The sequence below is a fragment of the Pseudomonas imrae genome (assembly GCF_046352735.2).
Classification (GTDB): Bacteria; Pseudomonadota; Gammaproteobacteria; order Pseudomonadales; family Pseudomonadaceae; genus Aquipseudomonas; species Aquipseudomonas imrae.
In genome coordinates this window covers 4,914,037-4,932,011 of sequence record NZ_CP110853.2, presented here as the reverse complement: position 1 = coordinate 4,932,011, position 17,975 = coordinate 4,914,037, and the positions used below count along the sequence as shown (strand labels likewise).

The 17,975-nt window shown below is 60.1% G+C and carries 15 protein-coding genes; 10 read left to right on the top strand and 5 right to left on the bottom strand.

Annotated elements, in window-relative coordinates; translation table 11 throughout:
- Positions 1-341 precede the first annotated feature (341 nt).
- Positions 342-854, top strand: a complete 513-nt coding sequence (locus OQ460_RS22530; protein WP_410019484.1) for a glycine cleavage system protein R — start codon at positions 342-344, stop codon at positions 852-854.
- Positions 855-1,076: 222 nt separating this feature from the next.
- Here OQ460_RS22530 and rarD read toward each other — a convergent pair whose 3' ends face one another.
- The 5 genes from rarD to OQ460_RS22505 all read right to left on the bottom strand — a co-directional run bounded on the left by rarD (position 1,077) and on the right by OQ460_RS22505 (position 6,725).
- A complete protein-coding gene (rarD, locus tag OQ460_RS22525) occupies positions 1,077-1,961 on the bottom strand; it encodes an EamA family transporter RarD (RefSeq protein WP_410019483.1) in 885 nt (294 codons plus the stop codon).
- A gap of 61 nt (positions 1,962-2,022) precedes the next feature.
- Positions 2,023-2,997, bottom strand: a complete 975-nt coding sequence (locus tag OQ460_RS22520; protein WP_017138020.1) for a serine/threonine protein kinase — start codon at positions 2,995-2,997, stop codon at positions 2,023-2,025.
- Between the two features lie 178 nt (positions 2,998-3,175).
- The gene (locus OQ460_RS22515; protein ID WP_410019482.1) at positions 3,176-5,080 is read right to left on the bottom strand and encodes a PhoX family protein; all 1,905 of its coding nucleotides are present in this window, start codon (positions 5,078-5,080) and stop codon (positions 3,176-3,178) included.
- 78 nt (positions 5,081-5,158) lie between these two features.
- Positions 5,159-5,923 (bottom strand): TOBE domain-containing protein, encoded by a 765-nt coding sequence (locus tag OQ460_RS22510; RefSeq protein WP_410019481.1) that lies wholly within the window; start codon positions 5,921-5,923, stop codon positions 5,159-5,161.
- A gap of 64 nt (positions 5,924-5,987) precedes the next feature.
- Positions 5,988-6,725, bottom strand: coding sequence for a ComF family protein (locus tag OQ460_RS22505; RefSeq protein ID WP_410019480.1), 738 nt, complete (start codon positions 6,723-6,725; stop codon positions 5,988-5,990).
- Between the two features lie 92 nt (positions 6,726-6,817).
- On the opposite strand from OQ460_RS22505, the gene bioB reads away from it, so the two are divergent.
- The 9 genes from bioB (at position 6,818) to OQ460_RS22460 (ending at position 17,775) form a co-directional block, all read left to right on the top strand.
- Positions 6,818-7,873 (top strand): biotin synthase BioB, encoded by a 1,056-nt coding sequence (bioB, locus tag OQ460_RS22500; RefSeq protein WP_410019479.1) that lies wholly within the window; start codon positions 6,818-6,820, stop codon positions 7,871-7,873.
- Positions 7,874-7,956: 83 nt separating this feature from the next.
- The gene (bioF, locus tag OQ460_RS22495; RefSeq protein WP_410019478.1) at positions 7,957-9,135 is read left to right on the top strand and encodes an 8-amino-7-oxononanoate synthase; all 1,179 of its coding nucleotides are present in this window, start codon (positions 7,957-7,959) and stop codon (positions 9,133-9,135) included.
- Entirely contained in the window at positions 9,128-9,859 is a 732-nt protein-coding gene (locus tag OQ460_RS22490) for an alpha/beta fold hydrolase (protein WP_410019477.1), read from the top strand. The genes bioF and OQ460_RS22490 overlap by 8 nt, the downstream gene beginning before the upstream one ends.
- On the top strand, positions 9,852-10,664 hold the full coding sequence (gene bioC, locus OQ460_RS22485) for a malonyl-ACP O-methyltransferase BioC (protein ID WP_410019476.1): 813 nt from the start codon (positions 9,852-9,854) through the stop codon (positions 10,662-10,664). The genes OQ460_RS22490 and bioC overlap by 8 nt, the downstream gene beginning before the upstream one ends.
- Positions 10,661-11,341, top strand: a complete 681-nt coding sequence (gene bioD, locus OQ460_RS22480) for a dethiobiotin synthase (RefSeq protein ID WP_410019475.1) — start codon at positions 10,661-10,663, stop codon at positions 11,339-11,341. Before bioC ends, bioD begins: the two co-directional genes overlap by 4 nt.
- Positions 11,342-11,448: 107 nt before the next feature.
- A complete protein-coding gene (locus OQ460_RS22475; RefSeq protein ID WP_410019474.1) occupies positions 11,449-11,730 on the top strand; it encodes a pyrroloquinoline quinone biosynthesis protein PqqE in 282 nt (93 codons plus the stop codon).
- 316 nt (positions 11,731-12,046) lie between these two features.
- On the top strand, positions 12,047-13,852 hold the full coding sequence (locus OQ460_RS22470; protein ID WP_410019473.1) for a phenylacyl-CoA dehydrogenase: 1,806 nt from the start codon (positions 12,047-12,049) through the stop codon (positions 13,850-13,852).
- Between the two features lie 231 nt (positions 13,853-14,083).
- Positions 14,084-15,868: an acyl-CoA dehydrogenase C-terminal domain-containing protein gene (locus OQ460_RS22465; protein WP_410019472.1), complete on the top strand. Its 1,785-nt coding sequence runs from the start codon at positions 14,084-14,086 to the stop codon at positions 15,866-15,868.
- A 128-nt stretch (positions 15,869-15,996) separates the two neighbouring features.
- Positions 15,997-17,775: an acyl-CoA dehydrogenase C-terminal domain-containing protein gene (locus OQ460_RS22460; protein ID WP_410019471.1), complete on the top strand. Its 1,779-nt coding sequence runs from the start codon at positions 15,997-15,999 to the stop codon at positions 17,773-17,775.
- Positions 17,776-17,975: the final 200 nt, after the last annotated feature.

Sequence of the window (17,975 nt, the reverse complement as noted above, 5' to 3'; positions counted from 1 at the left end):
AACCCTGGGCACCAGTACATGCCAAAAGATGGCGGCTGGGTGGTTCCAATCAACGGCGCAAGGCTGGCTGACGGGGTGTTCGGGGTTATGAAGGCGCCAGGGCAGACATCGACCTAACGTTATGTAGTGTGCGCTGCGGCATACTACATGATGAGTTGCGGTTGTGAAAATTAGACTAAATACGTCGTTTAGCGACCCACTTTGGTCGTACGGTCACAGCGAAGTATTGGATGTTCTCAAAAAACTGTTGGATTGTTCCAGATAAATCTAAAAATGGTACACGATTTGTTTTCGTGGGAACCTGCGTCCACCTTGTAGGCTGAACTCCAGAGGACTGTGCCATGGACCATCTCGTACTCACGATCATCGCCGCCGACAAACCAGGTCTGGTTGAGCGCATCGCCCAGTGCATTGCCGGGCAGGGCGGAAACTGGCTGGAAAGTCGCATGGCCCACATGGCCGGGCAGTTTGCCGGGATCCTGCGGGTGAGCGTTCCGGCGGAAAGCCGGCAGGCACTGATGGACGCGCTGGAAGACCTGTCCACCCACGGCATTCGTGTGCTGGTGGGGGAAAGCAGCGCCGGGCTGCCTGGGGCCAGCAAACCTATCCTGATGACGCTGGTGGGCAATGACCGGCCCGGTATTGTGCGTGAAATCACCGCGCTGTTAAGCAAGCAGGGTGTCAACCTTGAGCGCCTCAATACCGATGTGCACACGGCACCCATGAGTGGTGATCCGCTGTTTCGTGCCGAAGCTGTGTTAGCCGTGCCAGCGACATTGACCCTGGATACGCTGCAAGCCGCATTGGAAACCCTGGCGGATGACTTGATGGTTGAACTGCGCGGCGAGGAATAACTGTCCACAAGGTTGTTCATGCAAATCTTGCATGGGCCTGTGGATAAGCTGTAGAGACCCCGCGCCAGGCCACGTCAGCCGTGGCTTTCCGGTATTTGAACAAAAAACGAGCAATTTCAAATACTTGTGCACAAACCCCGGGGATCCGGCAGTGGATAACCTTGGGATGAAACCCTGCAAGCCACGCGGGCCGTGACTTGCAAGGTTTTGTACGTTATTTGATCAGCGTTTACGCAAACTCAGCCATGCGTCAATGCTGTACACCGCCAGACCGACCCAGATAAACACAAAGGCCACCAGGCTGCTGGGGCTCATGTGCTCGTCGAACAGCAGAACCGCTTGCAGCAGCACCAAGGTGGGCGCCAGATACTGCAGAAAACCCAGGGTGGTGTATGGCAAATGCCGCGCCGCTGCGTTGAAACACACCAGTGGGACCAGCGTCACCGGCCCCGCCGCGACCAGCCACCAAGCTTCGGAGGTACTCCAGAACGCCATATTGGCGCTATGGGCGTTGGGATTGAGCAACACCCACGCCAACGCAATCGGCACCAGCATCCAGGTTTCCACCACAAGGCCCGGCAGCGCCTTGACCGGCGCTTGCTTGCGGATTAGGCCATAGAAGCCAAACGTCAGCGCCAGCACCAGCGATACCCAGGGCAAGCTGCCGACCTGCCACACTTGTTGCGCAACGCCCACCGCCGCCAGCCCGACCGCCACCCATTGCAGGCGACGCAGGCGCTCACCGAGGATCAGCATGCCCAGCAATACATTGATCAGCGGGTTGATGTAGTAACCCAGGCTGGCTTCGAGCATGCGCCCGCTGTTCACCGACCACACGTAGGTCAGCCAGTTTCCCGCGATCAACGAGCCGCTGAGTGCCAGGATCGCCAGGCGCTTGGGGTTGTCCCGCAGTTCGCGCCACCAGCCGGGGTGTTTCCAGACCAGCAACAGCAGGCCGCCGAACAGCGCCGACCACAACACACGGTGGACGATGATTTCTGCGGCCGGCACGCTGGCGATGGCTTTGAAGTAGAGCGGGAACAGACCCCAGATGATGTAGGCGCTCAGGCCCAATATGTACCCGCGGCGGGGGTTGGCGGCTTGCATGCAGAGTCCTTGCTTAGGCAGCTAACAAAGCCGTGATTGTAAGTAAATTTTTCGAGAACGGTCAGAACAGTTTCAGCGGTTCTTCATTGAGTGCCGACAATTGTTCACGCAGCGCCAACACCTGGTCGCCCCAATACCGCTCGCTGCCAAACCAGGGGAAGCTGTGGGGGAACGCCGGGTCATCCCAGCGCCGTGCCAGCCAGGCGCTGTAATGCATCAGACGCAGGGCGCGCAAGGGTTCGATCAGTGCCAGTTCGCGAGGGTCGAAGTCGTGAAACTCCTGATAGCCATCCATCAGCTCGGACAGTTGCCCCAGGCATTCCTGGCGATCACCGGCAAGCATCATCCACAAGTCTTGAACCGCCGGCCCCATGCGGCAATCGTCAAGATCGACGATGTGGAACATCTCGTCGCGGCACATCATGTTGCCGGGGTGGCAATCGCCGTGCATGCGGATGTTCTTGTGCGGCGTAGCCTTGTAGACCTCTTCCACGCGCTTGAGCAGATCGCGGGCCACGGACTCATAGGCAGGCAGCAGGCTCTTGGGAATGAAATTGCCTTCGAGCAATGTGTTCAGGGAATCGTGGCCAAAGTTCTTGACCCCCAGCGCCTCGCGATGTTCGAACGGGCGGGTAGAGCCGACAGCGTGCAAGCGCCCGAGCAATTGCCCAAGGCGGTACAACTGATCGAGATTGCCCGGCTCCGGCGCCCGACCACCGCGGCGAGGGAACAGGGTGAAACGGAAACCTGCGTGCTCGAACAGGCTTTCACCGTTATGAATCATCGGCGCGACCACCGGGACTTCGCACTCGGCCAGTTCAAAAGTGAAGCGGTGCTCTTCGAGGATTGCCTCGTTGGTCCAGCGCTGAGGGCGGTAGAACTTGGCGATCAGCGGTTCGGAGTCTTCGATGCCTACTTGATACACGCGATTTTCGTAGCTGTTAAGCGCCAGAACGCGAGCGTCGCTGAGAAAGCCGATGCTTTCGACAGCGTCGAGTACCAGGTCAGGGGTCAGTGTTTCAAACGGATGGGCCATGCGAACTCCTGCGCGCAGCAGGGCGCCGCGTCCGGCCGGGTATGGTAACGCACAAGGCTTGAGATAGGGGGCGGCTGTGGAATTGCTATCGGGAGCAAGCCCCCTCCCACCTTCGATCGCACTCCTGCAGGATATATGCGGTCAGGGGTGGTGCGGGCTTGCTCGCGATGGCGGCCTATCAGGCGCCGACGATCCCGCCATCCTCGCGCCGAATCGCCATTACTGATGAACGTGGCTTACCGTTGGGCAGATGCTCCGGAAAGGTCGAGTTCCCGGTATCGCCCGGATGCTGGATCCCCACAAACAGTGTCTTCTGGTCTGGCGAAAAACTGATGCCCGTCACCTCGCAGGCCACAGGCCCCACCATGAACCGGCGAATTTCGCCGGTGCTTGGGTCGGCACAGAGCATCTGGTTATTGCCCATGCCGGCAAAGTCGCCGCTGTTGCTGTAGTCGCCGTCGGTGAGGATCCACAGGCGCCCGGCTTTATCGAAACCCAGGCCATCGGGGCTGTTGAACATGTTCTGTGGGTTGATGTTGGACGAACCGCCCTTGGCGCTGCCCGCGTGTACGCCAGGGTTTCCGGCCACCACAAACAAGTCCCAGGTAAAATCCGACGCGCCGTGATCATCGGCGTTGGCTTTCCAGCGCAAAATCTGCCCGTAGACGTTTTTCTCGCGTGGGTTGGGGCCGCCGACCGGTTGGCCGTCTTCACCGCGCTTGGCGTTGTTGGTCAGGGTGCAATAGACCTGGCCGTCGGTGGGGCTGACGACGATCCATTCCGGCCGGTCCATGCGCGTGGCTTTCACTACGCTGGCGGCCAGGCGCGCATGGATCAACACCTCGGCCTGGCTGGCGAAACCGCTGCTGGCATCAATACCGTTCTTGCCAAAGCTCAGCTCGACCCATTGACCCTGACCCTTGGGATGGTCGGTATTGCCATCGCCAGCGTCAAAGATCGCCACGTACAACGTGCCGTGGTCCAGCAGGTCTTTATTGGCCTTGGGGTCCTGATGATTGATCTTGTCGCGGCTGATGAATTTGTAGATGAACTCGCCACGTTCGTCGTCGCCCATGTAAACCACTGCATGGCCGCCACGGGTTTCGGCCAGGGCCGCGTTTTCATGTTTGAAACGGCCCAGGGCGGTGCGCTTGACCGGTGTGGATTGCGGGTCGAACGGATCGATTTCCACCACCCAACCATGGCGATTGAGTTCGTTGGGGGTCTTCGCGATATCGAAGCGCGGGTCGTATTGATGCCAGTTGATCTCTTTGCTGGCAGCCACCACGCCATAGCGTTTTTGCGCGGCGTCGAAATTCTGTTGTGGGTCGCTGCTGCCAAAACAGTCAGTGAAGTTCTCTTCGCAGGTCAGGTAAGTGCCCCAGGGCGTCATGCCGTTGGCGCAGTTCTGGAAGGTACCGAGGACATGCTTGCCGGACGTGTCGGCGCTGGTCTTCATCCAGGCATGGCCTGCAGCCGGGCCACTCAGGCGGGTTGGCGAGTTGCCGTGGATGCGTCGGTTGTAGCCCGAGTCCTGAACGAACTGCCAGGTGTCGCCCTGGCGTTTGACTTCGATCACCGACACGCCTTCGCTGGCCTGGGCCTTGTGTACTTCTTCGGCGGACTGCGGCATGCCGCCGTGGGCGTACAGGTAGCGGTAGTTGGTGTATTCGTTATTGATGGCCATCAACGCGCGGTTATCGTCGCCGGGGAAGGCAAACAGGCTCATGCCGTCGTTGTTGTCGCCAAATTGCAGTTCCTGGGCCTTGGCCGTGCCGTTGCCGCTCGGGTCGAAGGCCGGGCCACCCTTGTGCAGTGGCTGGCCCCAACTGATCAATACCGAAGCGATGTAGCCAGGCGGCAGGGTGACGGTGTCGGTGGTGGCGGCGGCAATGCTGGCAAAGCCCAGCAGCGGGCTGTTGGTGGCGGCATTGACACCGGTGGCGAGGGCGCTGCGGCTCAGCAGATTGCCGCCCAGGAACATCGCGGCACCGCACAGGGCGCCAGCGCCGATAAAGCGGCGGCGAGTGAGGCCGACTATCTCTTCCAAGTCTGTGGCTTGGTTTTCTTCTAATAGATTCATCTCAGGCTCCTCAGTGTTTTTGCACACACCTTAAGGAGCGGTTATGACGAAACGATTGCAGTTGGATGAAAGCGGTGATTACGCAGGGATGCCCAGCAGCACATTGCTGGGAGCAAACTGCAGGCGAAGAGTGCCTCCTTCGCAGGTGCCCAGGGCCGCAAGCCGTTGGGGCGAGGCCAGTGCGCAGAGTACCTGGCCGTTAGACAGGTTGATGCGCACTTCGCTGGGACCGTCGTCGGCCTCGAGAATGGCTTCGACCTGGCCACTCATACAGTTATAGCCAGGCGTTGCCGGTTCGTGGGTGGCAATAAGGTCCAGCCAACCGGCCTTGATCAACGCCACGACTTGTGTGCCGATTTCCAGCTCCAGGCGCAACGTGCTGTCATGGGTAATTTGCGCCTCCAGAGTCAAGCCAGCAGCCAGCTCCAGGCGGATCAGGTCGTTATGGCCATGGCTGTCGATGGCGACAACCTGGCCATGCAGTTGGTTGCGCGCACTGGTGCGCAACATCAGGCGACCCAACAGATTGAAGTCGCCGGCATCTTCTGCCGCTTCCAGTACCTGAGCCTGCAGGGTTTGCAGGCGCTGATAAAGACGCAGTACCCGTTCACCTTCTGCCGACAAGCGTGCGCCACCACCACCCTTGCCTCCCACGCTGCGTTCGACCAAGGGTTTTTGCGCCAGGTTGTTCAGTTCATCGATGGCGTCCCATGCGGCCTTGTAGCTCAAGCCGGCACTCTTCGCTGCGCGAGTGATGGAACCCTGCTCGGCGATGTGTTGCAGCAGGGCAATGCGCTGGGGGCGACGGACGATGTGTTGGCTCAACAGTGTGGGTAGAGACATGGCAAACGGTTACACGCAGGCTTGGAATGCAGGAACGTTGCGGGCAGGCCGCGCTGGAGTCAAGTCAGGTGCCCGGTTTGGGGGTGCGCGCCAGGCAATACACGTCCACCTGTCGGGCGCCGGCTTGCATCAACAGGCGCGCCAGGCTGTGGGCGGTGGCACCGGTGGTCAACACGTCGTCCACCAGGGCCAGGTGCTGGCCTTGGACCTGGGTATCGGGAGCCAGGGTGAAGGCGTTGCGCAGGTTGCGTTTGCGGGTCTTGGCGTCCAGCTCCTGCTGGGCGACTGTTTCATGGGGGCGTAACAGCAAATGCTCGTCGACCGGCACATTCAGGTCTTTGCTCAGCCAGCGAGCGAGCATGCAGGCCTGGTTATAGCCGCGCTGGCGCAGGCGCTTGCCGGCCATCGGTACGGGCAACAGGCAGTCGGGGTGCAGCAGCTCGGTGGTTTCGAAGCGATCTTGCAAGTATTGCCCCAGCAGGTTTGCCAACAAGTGTCCGAGCGGCCATCTGCCCTGGTGTTTGAACCGGCTGATCAGGCTGTCCACCGGAAAACTGTAGGTCCAGGGCGCCAGCACCCGTGTGAACGCAGGGGGCGACTTCTGGCATTGACCGCAGACCAGGTCGTTCATCGGCAGGGGCAGGGCGCAGACTTCACAATGATCTATCAGCCACGGCAATTCGATTTCGCAAAGGTTGCACAGGGCCGGGGAGGCGTCGGTGATTTCATCGCATAGTAAACAGTGTTGATTGTTTTTTAACCAGATGTAAACCTCGTGTTCGTGGTCAGGTTGACAGTCCATGAATCTTCCTTAAATATGCCGAGCATCCGTGTCGTACCTGTGGGTATTGCCCTTCCCACAGCGTTTGCCCAAGCATAATCAAGGAATCCCCCATGAGCGCCAGCATCACTGCCACTCTGCGTCACGACTGGACTTTGGCCGAAGTCAAAGCACTGTTCGTACAGCCATTCAACGACCTGTTGTTCCAGGCGCAGACCGTGCACCGCGCGCATTTCGATGCCAACCGGGTTCAGGTTTCCACCCTGTTGTCGATCAAGACCGGCGCTTGCCCGGAAGATTGCAAATATTGTCCGCAGTCGGGCCACTACAACACTGGCCTGGAAAAAGAAAAGCTGATGGAAGTACAGAAGGTCCTCGAAGAGGCCGCTCGCGCCAAGGCTATCGGCTCGACGCGTTTCTGCATGGGTGCGGCCTGGAAACACCCTTCGGCCAAAGACATGCCCTACGTGTTGCAGATGGTCAAAGGCGTAAAGGCCATGGGCCTGGAAACCTGCATGACGCTCGGTCGTCTCGACCAGGATCAGACGCAAGCTTTGGCCCAGGCCGGCCTCGACTACTACAACCACAACCTCGATACCTCGCCGGAGTTCTACACCAGCATCATCACCACCCGCACTTACAGCGAGCGTCTGCAAACCCTGGCGTATGTGCGTGATTCGGGGATGAAGATCTGTTCCGGCGGGATCCTCGGCATGGGTGAGTCCCTGGACGACCGCGCCAACCTGCTGATCCAGTTGGCCAACCTGCCAGAGCATCCGGAGTCGGTGCCGATCAACATGCTGGTGAAAGTGGCCGGCACGCCCCTGGAGAATGCCGACGATATCGACCCGTTCGACTTCATCCGCATGCTGGCCGTGGCGCGCATCCTGATGCCGCAGTCCCATGTGCGATTGTCTGCGGGCCGCGAAGCGATGAACGAGCAGATGCAGGCCCTGGCGTTCTTTGCCGGCGCCAACTCGATTTTCTACGGCGACAAGTTGCTGACCACCGCCAACCCGCAGGCGGACAAGGACATGCAACTGTTCTCGCGGCTGGGGATCCTGCCGGAGGCGCGCGAAGAGCACGCTGATGAAGTCCACCAGGCGGCGATTGAGCAGGCGCTGGTCGAGCAGCAGAGCAGCGAGCAGTTCTATAACGCTTCCGTCTGATTGAAATGCAATTCAAATGTGGGAGCGAGCAAGCCCGCTCTCACATTTTTGACCGAGTTCAATTCGTCAACTCCGAGGCCAGCATGTCTTTCGATCTCGCCGCGCGCCTCGCTGCCCGCCGTAAGGAACACCTCTATCGCCAGCGCCCGCTGCTGCAAAGCCCCCAGGGCCCGCAAGTGGTGGTGGATGGCCAGCCGTTGTTGGCCTTTTGCAATAACGACTACCTGGGCCTGGCCAATCATCCGCAGGTGATCGAGGCCTGGCGCGCCGGTGCATCCCGCTGGGGCGTGGGCGGTGGGGCGTCGCATTTGGTCATCGGCCACAGCACGCCGCATCACGCATTGGAAGAAGCCCTGGCCGACTTTACCGGTCGTCCTCGCGCGCTACTGTTCAGTACCGGTTACATGGCCAATCTCGGCGTGGTCACCGCGCTGGCAGGGCAGGGCGATACGGTGCTGCAAGACCGTCTTAACCATGCCTCGCTGCTGGATGCCGGTTTGTTGTCCGGTGCGCGTTTCAATCGTTACCTGCACAACGACGCCGCCAGCCTGGCCAAGCGTCTTGAAAAAGCCACCGGCAATACCCTGGTGGTGACCGATGGCGTGTTCAGCATGGACGGCGACCTCGCCGACCTGCCCGCCCTGGCCCGTGAAGCCCGGGCCAAAGACGCGTGGCTGATGGTCGATGACGCCCACGGCTTCGGCACGCTGGGCGTCAATGGCGGCGGCATCGTCGAACATTTCGGCTTGGGCCTGGAGGATGTGCCGGTATTGGTCGGCACCCTGGGCAAGGCGTTCGGGACGGCGGGTGCCTTTGTTGCTGGCAGCGAAGAGCTGATCGAAAGCCTGATCCAGTTCGCCCGTCCCTACATCTACACCACCAGCCAGCCTCCGGCCCAGGCCTGCGCGACCCTGAAAAGCCTTGAATTGCTGCGCACCGAACACTGGCGCCGTGAGCATTTGAATACGCTTATCCGCCAGTTCCGCCGGGGCGCCGAGCAGATCGGCCTGGAATTGATGGACAGCTTCACGCCGATCCAGCCGATCATGGTCGGCGACAGTGGCCGGGCGATCCGCGTGTCGCAGATGTTGCGCGAGCGGGGGTTGATGGTGACGGCAATCCGCCCGCCCACCGTGCCCGCCGGCACTGCGCGTTTGCGGGTGACCTTGTCGGCGGCCCATAGTAAGGCCCAGGTGCAGCTATTGTTAAACGCATTGGACGAGTGTTTGCACTTGACAGGCCAGGAGCCCGACCATGCGTGATCGATTGATACTGCTCCCCGGCTGGGGGCTTGGCGTATCGCCGCTGGAGCCTTTGGCCGCCGCCTTGCGTGGGTTGGATGAACACTTGCGGGTGGATATCGAACCGCTGCCAGAACTGGATTCCAGCGACCTCGAAGAATGGCTCGATGAACTCGACGCGACCTTGCCGGACAACGCCTGGCTCGGTGGCTGGTCCCTGGGCGGGATGCTTGCGTGCGAGCTGGCTGCGCGTCGTGGCGAGCGCTGCTGTGGTTTGCTGACCCTGGCCAGCAATCCGTGTTTTGTCGCCCATGATGGCTGGCCATGCGCGATGCCTGCCCAAACATTCGACGCGTTTCTTGCCGGATGCCACGCCGATTCCCAAGTCACCCTGAAGCGCTTCGGCCTGTTGTGTGGCAAAGGCGCCGCGGACTCGCGAGGCCTTGCGCGCTTGTTGGTCAGTGGTGCGCCGAATACGCCTTCCAGCGCCTTGAAGCACGGCCTGGATTTGCTCGCCCAACTCGACACCCGCGAAGCCTTGCTGGCCTACCGCGGCCCGCAGTTGCATTTGTTCGCCGCAATGGACGAGCTGGTACCGGCCGAAGCCGCCGGTGCATTGCTCAAACTTTTGCCCGACATTGAAGTCGGCCTGATCGAACAGGCCGGCCACGCCTTTCTTCTGGAAGACCCCCACTGTGTGGCGGGGGCAATCCAGGCTTTTTTGCATGAGTGCGGTGATGACTGATTTATCCCATCCTCCCCTGCCAGGAGGACTGCCTGACAAGCGCCAGGTGGCTGCGTCTTTTTCCCGGGCGGCATCGAGCTATGACAGCGTTGCAGCGCTGCAGCGCGACGTGGGTGGTGAGTTGCTCTGGCGCTTGCCTTCTGGTTTCTTGCCACGCCGTTGGCTGGATCTGGGCTGCGGCACCGGCTATTTCAGTCGTGCGTTGCACACCGCGTTTCCACAGGGGCAGGGCGTGGCGCTGGATATTGCCGAAGGCATGCTCAACCACGCGCGTCCCTTGGGGGGCGCCGAGCATTTTGTCGCCGGCGATGCCGAGTGCATGCCGCTGCAGGATGGTTGTTGCCAGCTGATCTTCTCCAGCCTGGCCGTGCAGTGGTGCGCCGATTTTGCATCGGTGCTCAGTGAAGCGCGTCGGGTCTTGCAGCCCGGTGGCGTGATGGCGTTTGCCAGCCTGTGTGTCGGTACCCTGGACGAACTGCGCGAAAGCTGGCGGGCGGCCGATGGCATGGTTCACGTCAATCGCTTTCGACCGTTCAGTACTTATCAACAGCTGTGCGCAGCCAGCGAACTGCGCGTGGTGAGTTTGGAAAAACGTGCTCACATCGTGTATTACCCGGATGTGCGCAGCCTGACCCATGAATTGAAAGCTCTGGGTGCGCACAATCTGAACCCAGGGCGCCCTGGCGGCTTGACCGGGCGCGCGCGAATTGTTGCATTGGTTCAAGCCTACGAGCAGTACCGCCAGGCCCGGGGCCTGCCGGCAACTTATCAAGTGGTGTACGGCGTGCTGGAGAAACCGCTATGAGTGCTGCTTATTTCATCACCGGTACCGATACCGATGTCGGCAAGACCACGATCGCAGCCGGGCTGCTGCATGCTGCTCGGCAGGCTGGCAGAAGCACCGCAGCCGGCAAGCCGGTAGCCTCGGGCTGCGAAATGACGCCCCAAGGCCTGCGCAACGCCGATGCCCTGGCCTTGCTGGCCGAGTGCTCATTGCCGCTGACTTATGCCCAGGTCAACCCGCTGGCATTCGAGCCGGCCATTGCGCCTCATCTGGCTGCGCGCGAAGCCAGGGTGGCGCTGACTGTGCAAGCCTTGTTGAAACCGATGCAGCAGATCCTCGACAAACACGCCGATTTCACCTTGATCGAAGGTGCGGGCGGTTGGCGTGTGCCGCTGGCCGATCAGGACAACCTGTCGGACCTGGCCAAGGCATTGCGGTTGCCGGTGATCCTCGTAGTGGGCGTACGCCTGGGGTGTATCAATCATGCGTTGCTGAGCGCCGAAGCCATCGCCCGGGACGGTCTGCCGTTGGCCGGTTGGGTAGCCAATATCATCGACCCCAAGACCTCTCGCCTGGAAGAAAACCTCGCGACCCTCGCCGAGCGGCTGCCAGCGCCTTGCCTGGGGCGGGTGCCGAGGCTCAAGCAACCCCGTGCCGAGGCGGTGGCCGGTTATTTGCTACTGGACCTGCTTGATTAGTTTTGCCTAGAGAAAAGGCATTGTGCCATTAGTGTTTTTGACGGGCCTTTTGCTAGGTTGTCTGCTTCAATGAGGGTTCACGATTGATTGCAAGGCAGGTTCGCGCGATGGAAATCTCTGGAAGCAGCGCCTTTTATTCGGGCCTGAGCAGCATTCAGTCCGGGCAAAGCCGTGTCGACCAGGCCGCCGGCAAGATCGCCAGCGCTGCCACTACCCAGCCGTCGGATGCGCAGATCGATCGTCTTCGCGCCAACGACCGCGCCCAGCCTTCCAACTCGGCCAGCAATATGGTCGAAATGGCCGAAGGCAAGTTTCAGGTGGAACTGGGCGTAAAAATCGCCAAGGCTTCCGACGAAATGCTCGGGACCTTGATCGACACCTACGCCTGATCCCCTCCCTTCTTTTTGTAGGAACGAGCTTGCTCGCGAAGAACGCCATGGCGCCGTGTTTATTCTGAATGCATGCGTCATCGGTAACGTTTTCGCGAGCAGCTGCGCTCCTACGCAGCTTTCAATTCTGGAATTTGATGCGGCATTGCGCTGCAGGCCCCGTCACGGCTGTGGTTGACCCATGTCATGACAAACGGCATCTGAAGGGCGCTTGACAAGGATTGGTCGTAAACGTATGTTTCAAACAACTGTTTGACCGCTACAACAAATCCACGCGGTTGTTCATTCCAGGATTCATCAGCAGAGGTTTATCGCTATGCCTGACTACAAGGCCCCCTTGCGTGATATTCGCTTCGTTCGTGACGAACTGCTCGGCTACGAAGCGCACTATCAGAGCCTGCCGGCTTGCCAGGACGCTACCCCGGACATGGTTGACGCCATTCTCGAAGAAGGCGCCAAGTTCTGTGAGCAAGTGCTGGCACCGTTGAACCGCGTGGGCGACATCGAAGGGTGCACCTGGAGCGAGTCAGGCGTTAAAACCCCTACAGGCTTCAAAGAAGCCTACAAACAATTCGTCGAAGGCGGCTGGCCCAGCCTGGCACACGATGTTGCACACGGCGGTCAAGGTCTGCCGGAGTCCCTGGGTCTGGCTGTCAGCGAAATGGTCGGCGAAGCCAACTGGTCGTGGGGCATGTACCCAGGCCTGTCCCATGGCGCGATGAACACGATTTCCGAGCATGGTACGCCGGAGCAGCAAGACGCCTACCTGACCAAGCTGGTATCGGGCGAATGGACCGGCACCATGTGCCTGACCGAGCCACACTGCGGTACCGACCTGGGCATGCTGCGCACCAAGGCCGAGCCTCAGGCTGATGGTTCCTACAAGGTTTCCGGAACCAAGATCTTCATCTCGGCCGGTGAGCACGACATGGCCGACAACATCGTCCACATCGTGCTGGCCCGCCTGCCGGATGCACCGGCTGGTACCAAAGGCATTTCGCTGTTTATCGTGCCCAAATTCCTGCCTAACGCCGATGGATCGGTGGGTGAGCGCAACGCTGTGTTCTGTGGCTCCCTGGAGCACAAGATGGGGATCCACGGTAACGCCACCTGCGTGATGAACTTCGACGCTGCCACCGGTTTCCTGATCGGCCCGGCGAACAAAGGCCTGAACTGCATGTTCACCTTTATGAATACCGCTCGCCTGGGCACTGCGCTGCAAGGCCTGTCCCACGCCGAGATCGGTTTCCAGGGTGGCCTGAAATATGCCCGTGACCGCCTGCAGATGCGTTCGCTGACGGGCCCCAAAGCGCCAGACAAGGCTGCCGACCCGATCATCGTACACCCCGACGTGCGACGTATGCTGTTGACCATGAAAGCCTTCGCCGAAGGTAACCGTGCGATGGTGTACTTCACTGCCAAGCAAGTGGACGTGGTCAAGTACGGCACCGACGAAGAAGCCAAGAAACAGGCTGACGCGCTGCTGGCCTTCATGACGCCGATCGCCAAGGCGTTCATGACCGAAGTCGGTTTTGAGTCCGCCAACCACGGCGTGCAAATCTACGGTGGCCACGGCTTTATCGCCGAGTGGGGCATGGAGCAGAACGTTCGCGACAGCCGCATCTCGATGTTGTACGAAGGCACCACCGGTATTCAGGCGCTGGACTTGCTCGGTCGTAAAGTGCTGATGACCCAGGGCGAAGCGCTCAAGGGCTTCACCAAGATCGTCCACAAGTTCTGCCAGGCCAATGAAGGCAACGAGGCGGTCAGCGAGTTTGTTGCACCACTGGCTGCACTGAACAAGGAATGGGGCGAGTTGACCATGAAGGTCGGCATGGCTGCCATGAAGGACCGCGAAGAAGTCGGCGCTGCTTCGGTGGACTACCTGATGTACTCCGGTTATGCCTGCCTGGCGTACTTCTGGGCCGACATGGCGCGTGTGGCCGCCGAAAAACTGGCTGCCGGCACCAGCGAAGAAGGTTTCTACACCGCCAAACTGCAGACGGCGCGCTTCTACTTCCAGCGCATCCTGCCGCGTACCCGCACTCACGTCGCGACCATGCTCTCAGGTGCCAACAACCTGATGGACATGAAAGAAGAGAACTTCGACCTGGGTTACTAAGCCCTGGCAGGTTCGCCCTAAAAACCGCCGCTCTTTCGGGAGTGGCGGTTTTTTTTGCACGAAAAATGGCCTTTCGCAATGAGCTTAACGGTCTGCCGGGCCGATGCGTGCATGCAGTGTCTGGCCAACGCTGCGGGTTGAGTGATGGTGCTTCATTCAGCGGCTGTACAGTGATTGTCCAGGTTGATGGGCGGCACTAGGTTGTAGCCATCTGCCGCCGGAGATATCACCATGCCCGACTATAAAGCTCCCCTGCGCGACATGCGCTTTCTGATCGATCACGTCTTTGATTTTCATGGCCACTACACAGGCCTGGGTGCTACCGAAGCCAGCCCCGACATGGTCAATGCGATTCTCGAAGAAGGCGCCAGGTTCTGCGAAAACGTCCTGTCACCGTTGAACCGTTCCGGTGATGAGGAGGGCTGCCATTTCGACAACGGTGTAGTGACCACGCCCAAGGGCTTCAAGCAAGCATTTGCGCAATACGTCGAAGGCGGCTGGCATGGTCTCGCCGCAGACCCGGCCTATGGCGGACAGGGCTTGCCGTCGTCCCTGGGCCTGGTGCTGAGCGAGATGATCGGCTCCAGCAACACGTCCTGGGGCATGTACCCAGGCCTGACCCACGGCGCCATGTCGGCGATTCATACCCATGGCAGCCAGGCACAGAAAGACATCTATTTGACCAAACTGACTGCCGGCCAATGGACAGGCACCATGTGCCTGACCGAAGCCCATTGCGGTACAGATCTGGGCATCATCAAGACCCGCGCCGTGCCTCAGGCCAATGGCAGCTACGCGGTGACCGGCAGCAAGATCTTCATCTCGGCCGGCGAGCACGACATGAGTGAAAACATTATCCACCTAGTGCTGGCCAAGTTGCCGGATGCGCCGGCCGGGACCAAAGGGATTTCGCTGTTTATCGTGCCCAAGTTTTTACCCGACACGGGCGAGCGCAACGGTGTGAGCTGTGGTTCCATCGAGCACAAGATGGGGATCAAGGCGTCTGCCACCTGCGTGCTGAACTTCGATGGCGCCGAAGGTTATTTGATCGGTGAGGCGAACAAGGGCCTCAACTGCATGTTCACCATGATGAACCACGCACGCCTGGGCACCGGCATGCAGGGGCTGTGCCTGGGTGAGGCAAGCTTCCAGGGCGCGATCAAATACGCCAATGATCGCTTGCAGATGCGCTCCCTGACCGGTGCCAAGGCGCCGGAAAAACCCGCCGACCCCATCATCGTGCATCCCGACGTGCGGCGCATGTTGCTGACCATGAAGGCCTTCAATGAAGGCAATCGCGCGCTGACCTATTTCACTGCGCAACTGCTGGACACCGCGCACCTGGGGACCGAGCCGGCGCAACGTCAGGAAGCCGAGGACCTGCTGGCGTTCCTCACGCCGATCTGCAAGGCGTTCATGACCGAGACCGGTCTGGAAGTCACCAACCACGGCATGCAGGTGTTTGGCGGCCACGGTTTTATTCGCGAATGGGGCATGGAACAGTTGGTCCGCGATTGTCGGATTGCGCCGATCTATGAGGGCACAAACGGCATCCAGGCCTTGGATCTGCTGGGGCGTAAAGTGCTGGGAAGTCAGGGCAAGTTGTTGCGCGGCTTCACCCGGATCGTGCATAGGTTCTGCGCCGCCAACGCCGATCATCCGCAACTCAAGGCCCAGGTGGCGCATCTCGATGAGCTGAATCAGCAATGGGGCGACCTGACCGTCAAGGTTGGCACGGCAGCCATGAAAAACCCCGATGAGGTTGGCGCAGCAGCCCTCGATTATTTGATGTACAGCGGCTATATCATTCTCGGCTACCTGTGGCTGCGCATGGCGCTGGTCGCTCAGGTACAGATAGACAGCGGCAGCGGCGATGCTGACTACGCCCGTGGCAAGCTGGCCACGTGTGAGTTTTACTTCAAGCGCTTGCTACCGCGCACCGCAGCACATCGGGCGGCAGTGGAGGCGGGCAGCGACTGCTTGATGAGCTTGCCGGCAGAGCTGTTTGCGCTATGAATGATGTGACTGAAAAATACCTGCCAGTCACAAGCAGACCCTATGTGTCGCAAAAGTTGTTCGGTTACACTCGGGCTTTGTGAAATCGATACTACCGAATCAATTTTAACGTTCTCATGAGGTTTGCCATGGCTGACTACAAAGCGCCGCTGCGCGATATGCGCTTCGTCCTCAACGAAGTATTCGAGGTTGCCAAGTTGTGGGCTCAACTGCCGGCCCTGGCAGACACCGTCGACGCTGAGACCGTCGAGGCGATTCTTGAAGAAGCCGGCAAAGTCACTGCCAAGACCATCGCGCCGCTGAGCCGTGGTGGCGACGAAGAAGGTTGCCGCTGGGACAACGGCGTCGTCACGACGCCTACCGGGTTCCAACAAGCTTATAAAACCTATGCCGAAGGTGGCTGGGTGGGTGTGGGTGGCGACCCGACCTATGGCGGCATGGGCATGCCCAAGGCGGTCTCGGCTCAGGTCGAAGAAATGATCAACTCCTCGGGCCTGGCGTTTGGTCTGTACCCGATGCTGACTTCCGGCGCATGCGTGTCGATCAACACCCACGCCAGCGAGGAGCTGAAAGCCACTTATCTGCCGAATATGTACTCCGGAGTGTGGGCCGGTTCCATGTGCCTTACCGAGCCTCACGCCGGTACCGACCTGGGGATCATCCGCACCAAGGCCGAGCCGCAGGCAGACGGGTCCTACAAGGTCAGCGGCACCAAGATCTTTATCACCGGTGGCGAACACGACCTTACCGAGAACATTATCCACCTGGTGCTGGCCAAGCTGCCGGATGCACCGGCGGGTCCCAAGGGTATCTCGTTGTTCCTGGTGCCCAAGTTCCTGATCAATGCCGACGGCAGCCTTGGCGCGCGTAACCCGGTGACCTGTGGTTCCATCGAGCACAAGATGGGTATCCAGGCCTCGGCGACCTGCGTCATGAACTTCGACGAAGCAATCGGCTACCTGGTGGGCGAACCGAACCGTGGCCTGGCAGCGATGTTCACCATGATGAACTACGAGCGCCTGGGTGTTGGTATCCAGGGGCTGGCCTCCGGCGAGCGCTCCTATCAGAACGCGATCGAATACGCCCGCGATCGTGTGCAAAGCCGCTCGCCGACCGGTGCCAAGGCCAAGGACAAGATCGCTGACCCGATCATCGTGCACCCTGATGTGCGCCGCATGCTGTTGACCATGAAGGCCGCGAACGAAGGTGGTCGTGCGTTCTCCACCTACGTGGCGATGCAATTGGACACCGCCAAGTTCAGCGAAGACGCGGCCACCCGCAAGCGTGCGGATGACCTGGTGGCGCTGCTGACCCCTGTAGCCAAGGCCTTCCTGACCGACCTGGGCCTGGAAACCACGGTTCACGGCCAGCAGGTCTTCGGCGGCCACGGTTACATCCGCGAATGGGGCCAGGAGCAACTGGTTCGTGACGTGCGCATCACCCAGATTTACGAAGGCACCAACGGCATTCAGGCCCTGGACCTGGTGGGGCGCAAGGTCGTGGGCAGTGGTGGGGCGTTCTATAACCTGTTCGCCGACGAGATTCGCCATTTCATCGCCACCTCCAGTGCCGACCTGGCTGAGTTCACCAAGCCGCTGAGCGCAGCAGTGGATGATCTTGACGTGCTGACCGCCTGGGTATTGGACCGCGCCAAGAGCAACCCGAATGAAATCGGTGCGGCCTCGGTGGAATACCTGCATGCGTTTGGCTACATGGCATACGCCTACATGTGGGCACTGATGGCCAAGGCAGCCTTGGGGAAAGAGGCCCAGGAGGATTTCTACGCCAGCAAGCTGGGCACCGCGCGCTTCTATTTTGCCCGTCTGCTGCCGCGTATCCACTCCCTGAGTGCCTCGGTCAAGGCTGGCAGCGAGTCGTTGTATTTGCTGGACGAAGCGCAGTTCTAATGTGAGAAGGCTCTGTAAGCATTCTCTTACATGACGTGCTGCTATTCGTCCTCTATCGCCAGATTGGATCCACGGCTAATCTACTTCACATGGACGTCGCGCAGGAAGCGCAAAGCAACAACACGGACACGTAGGATTCTGCCAGGGTGGCGGAGTGAAATGGATGTCAGGGAAACAGTCTGCAAAGCCCCGCTTCGGCG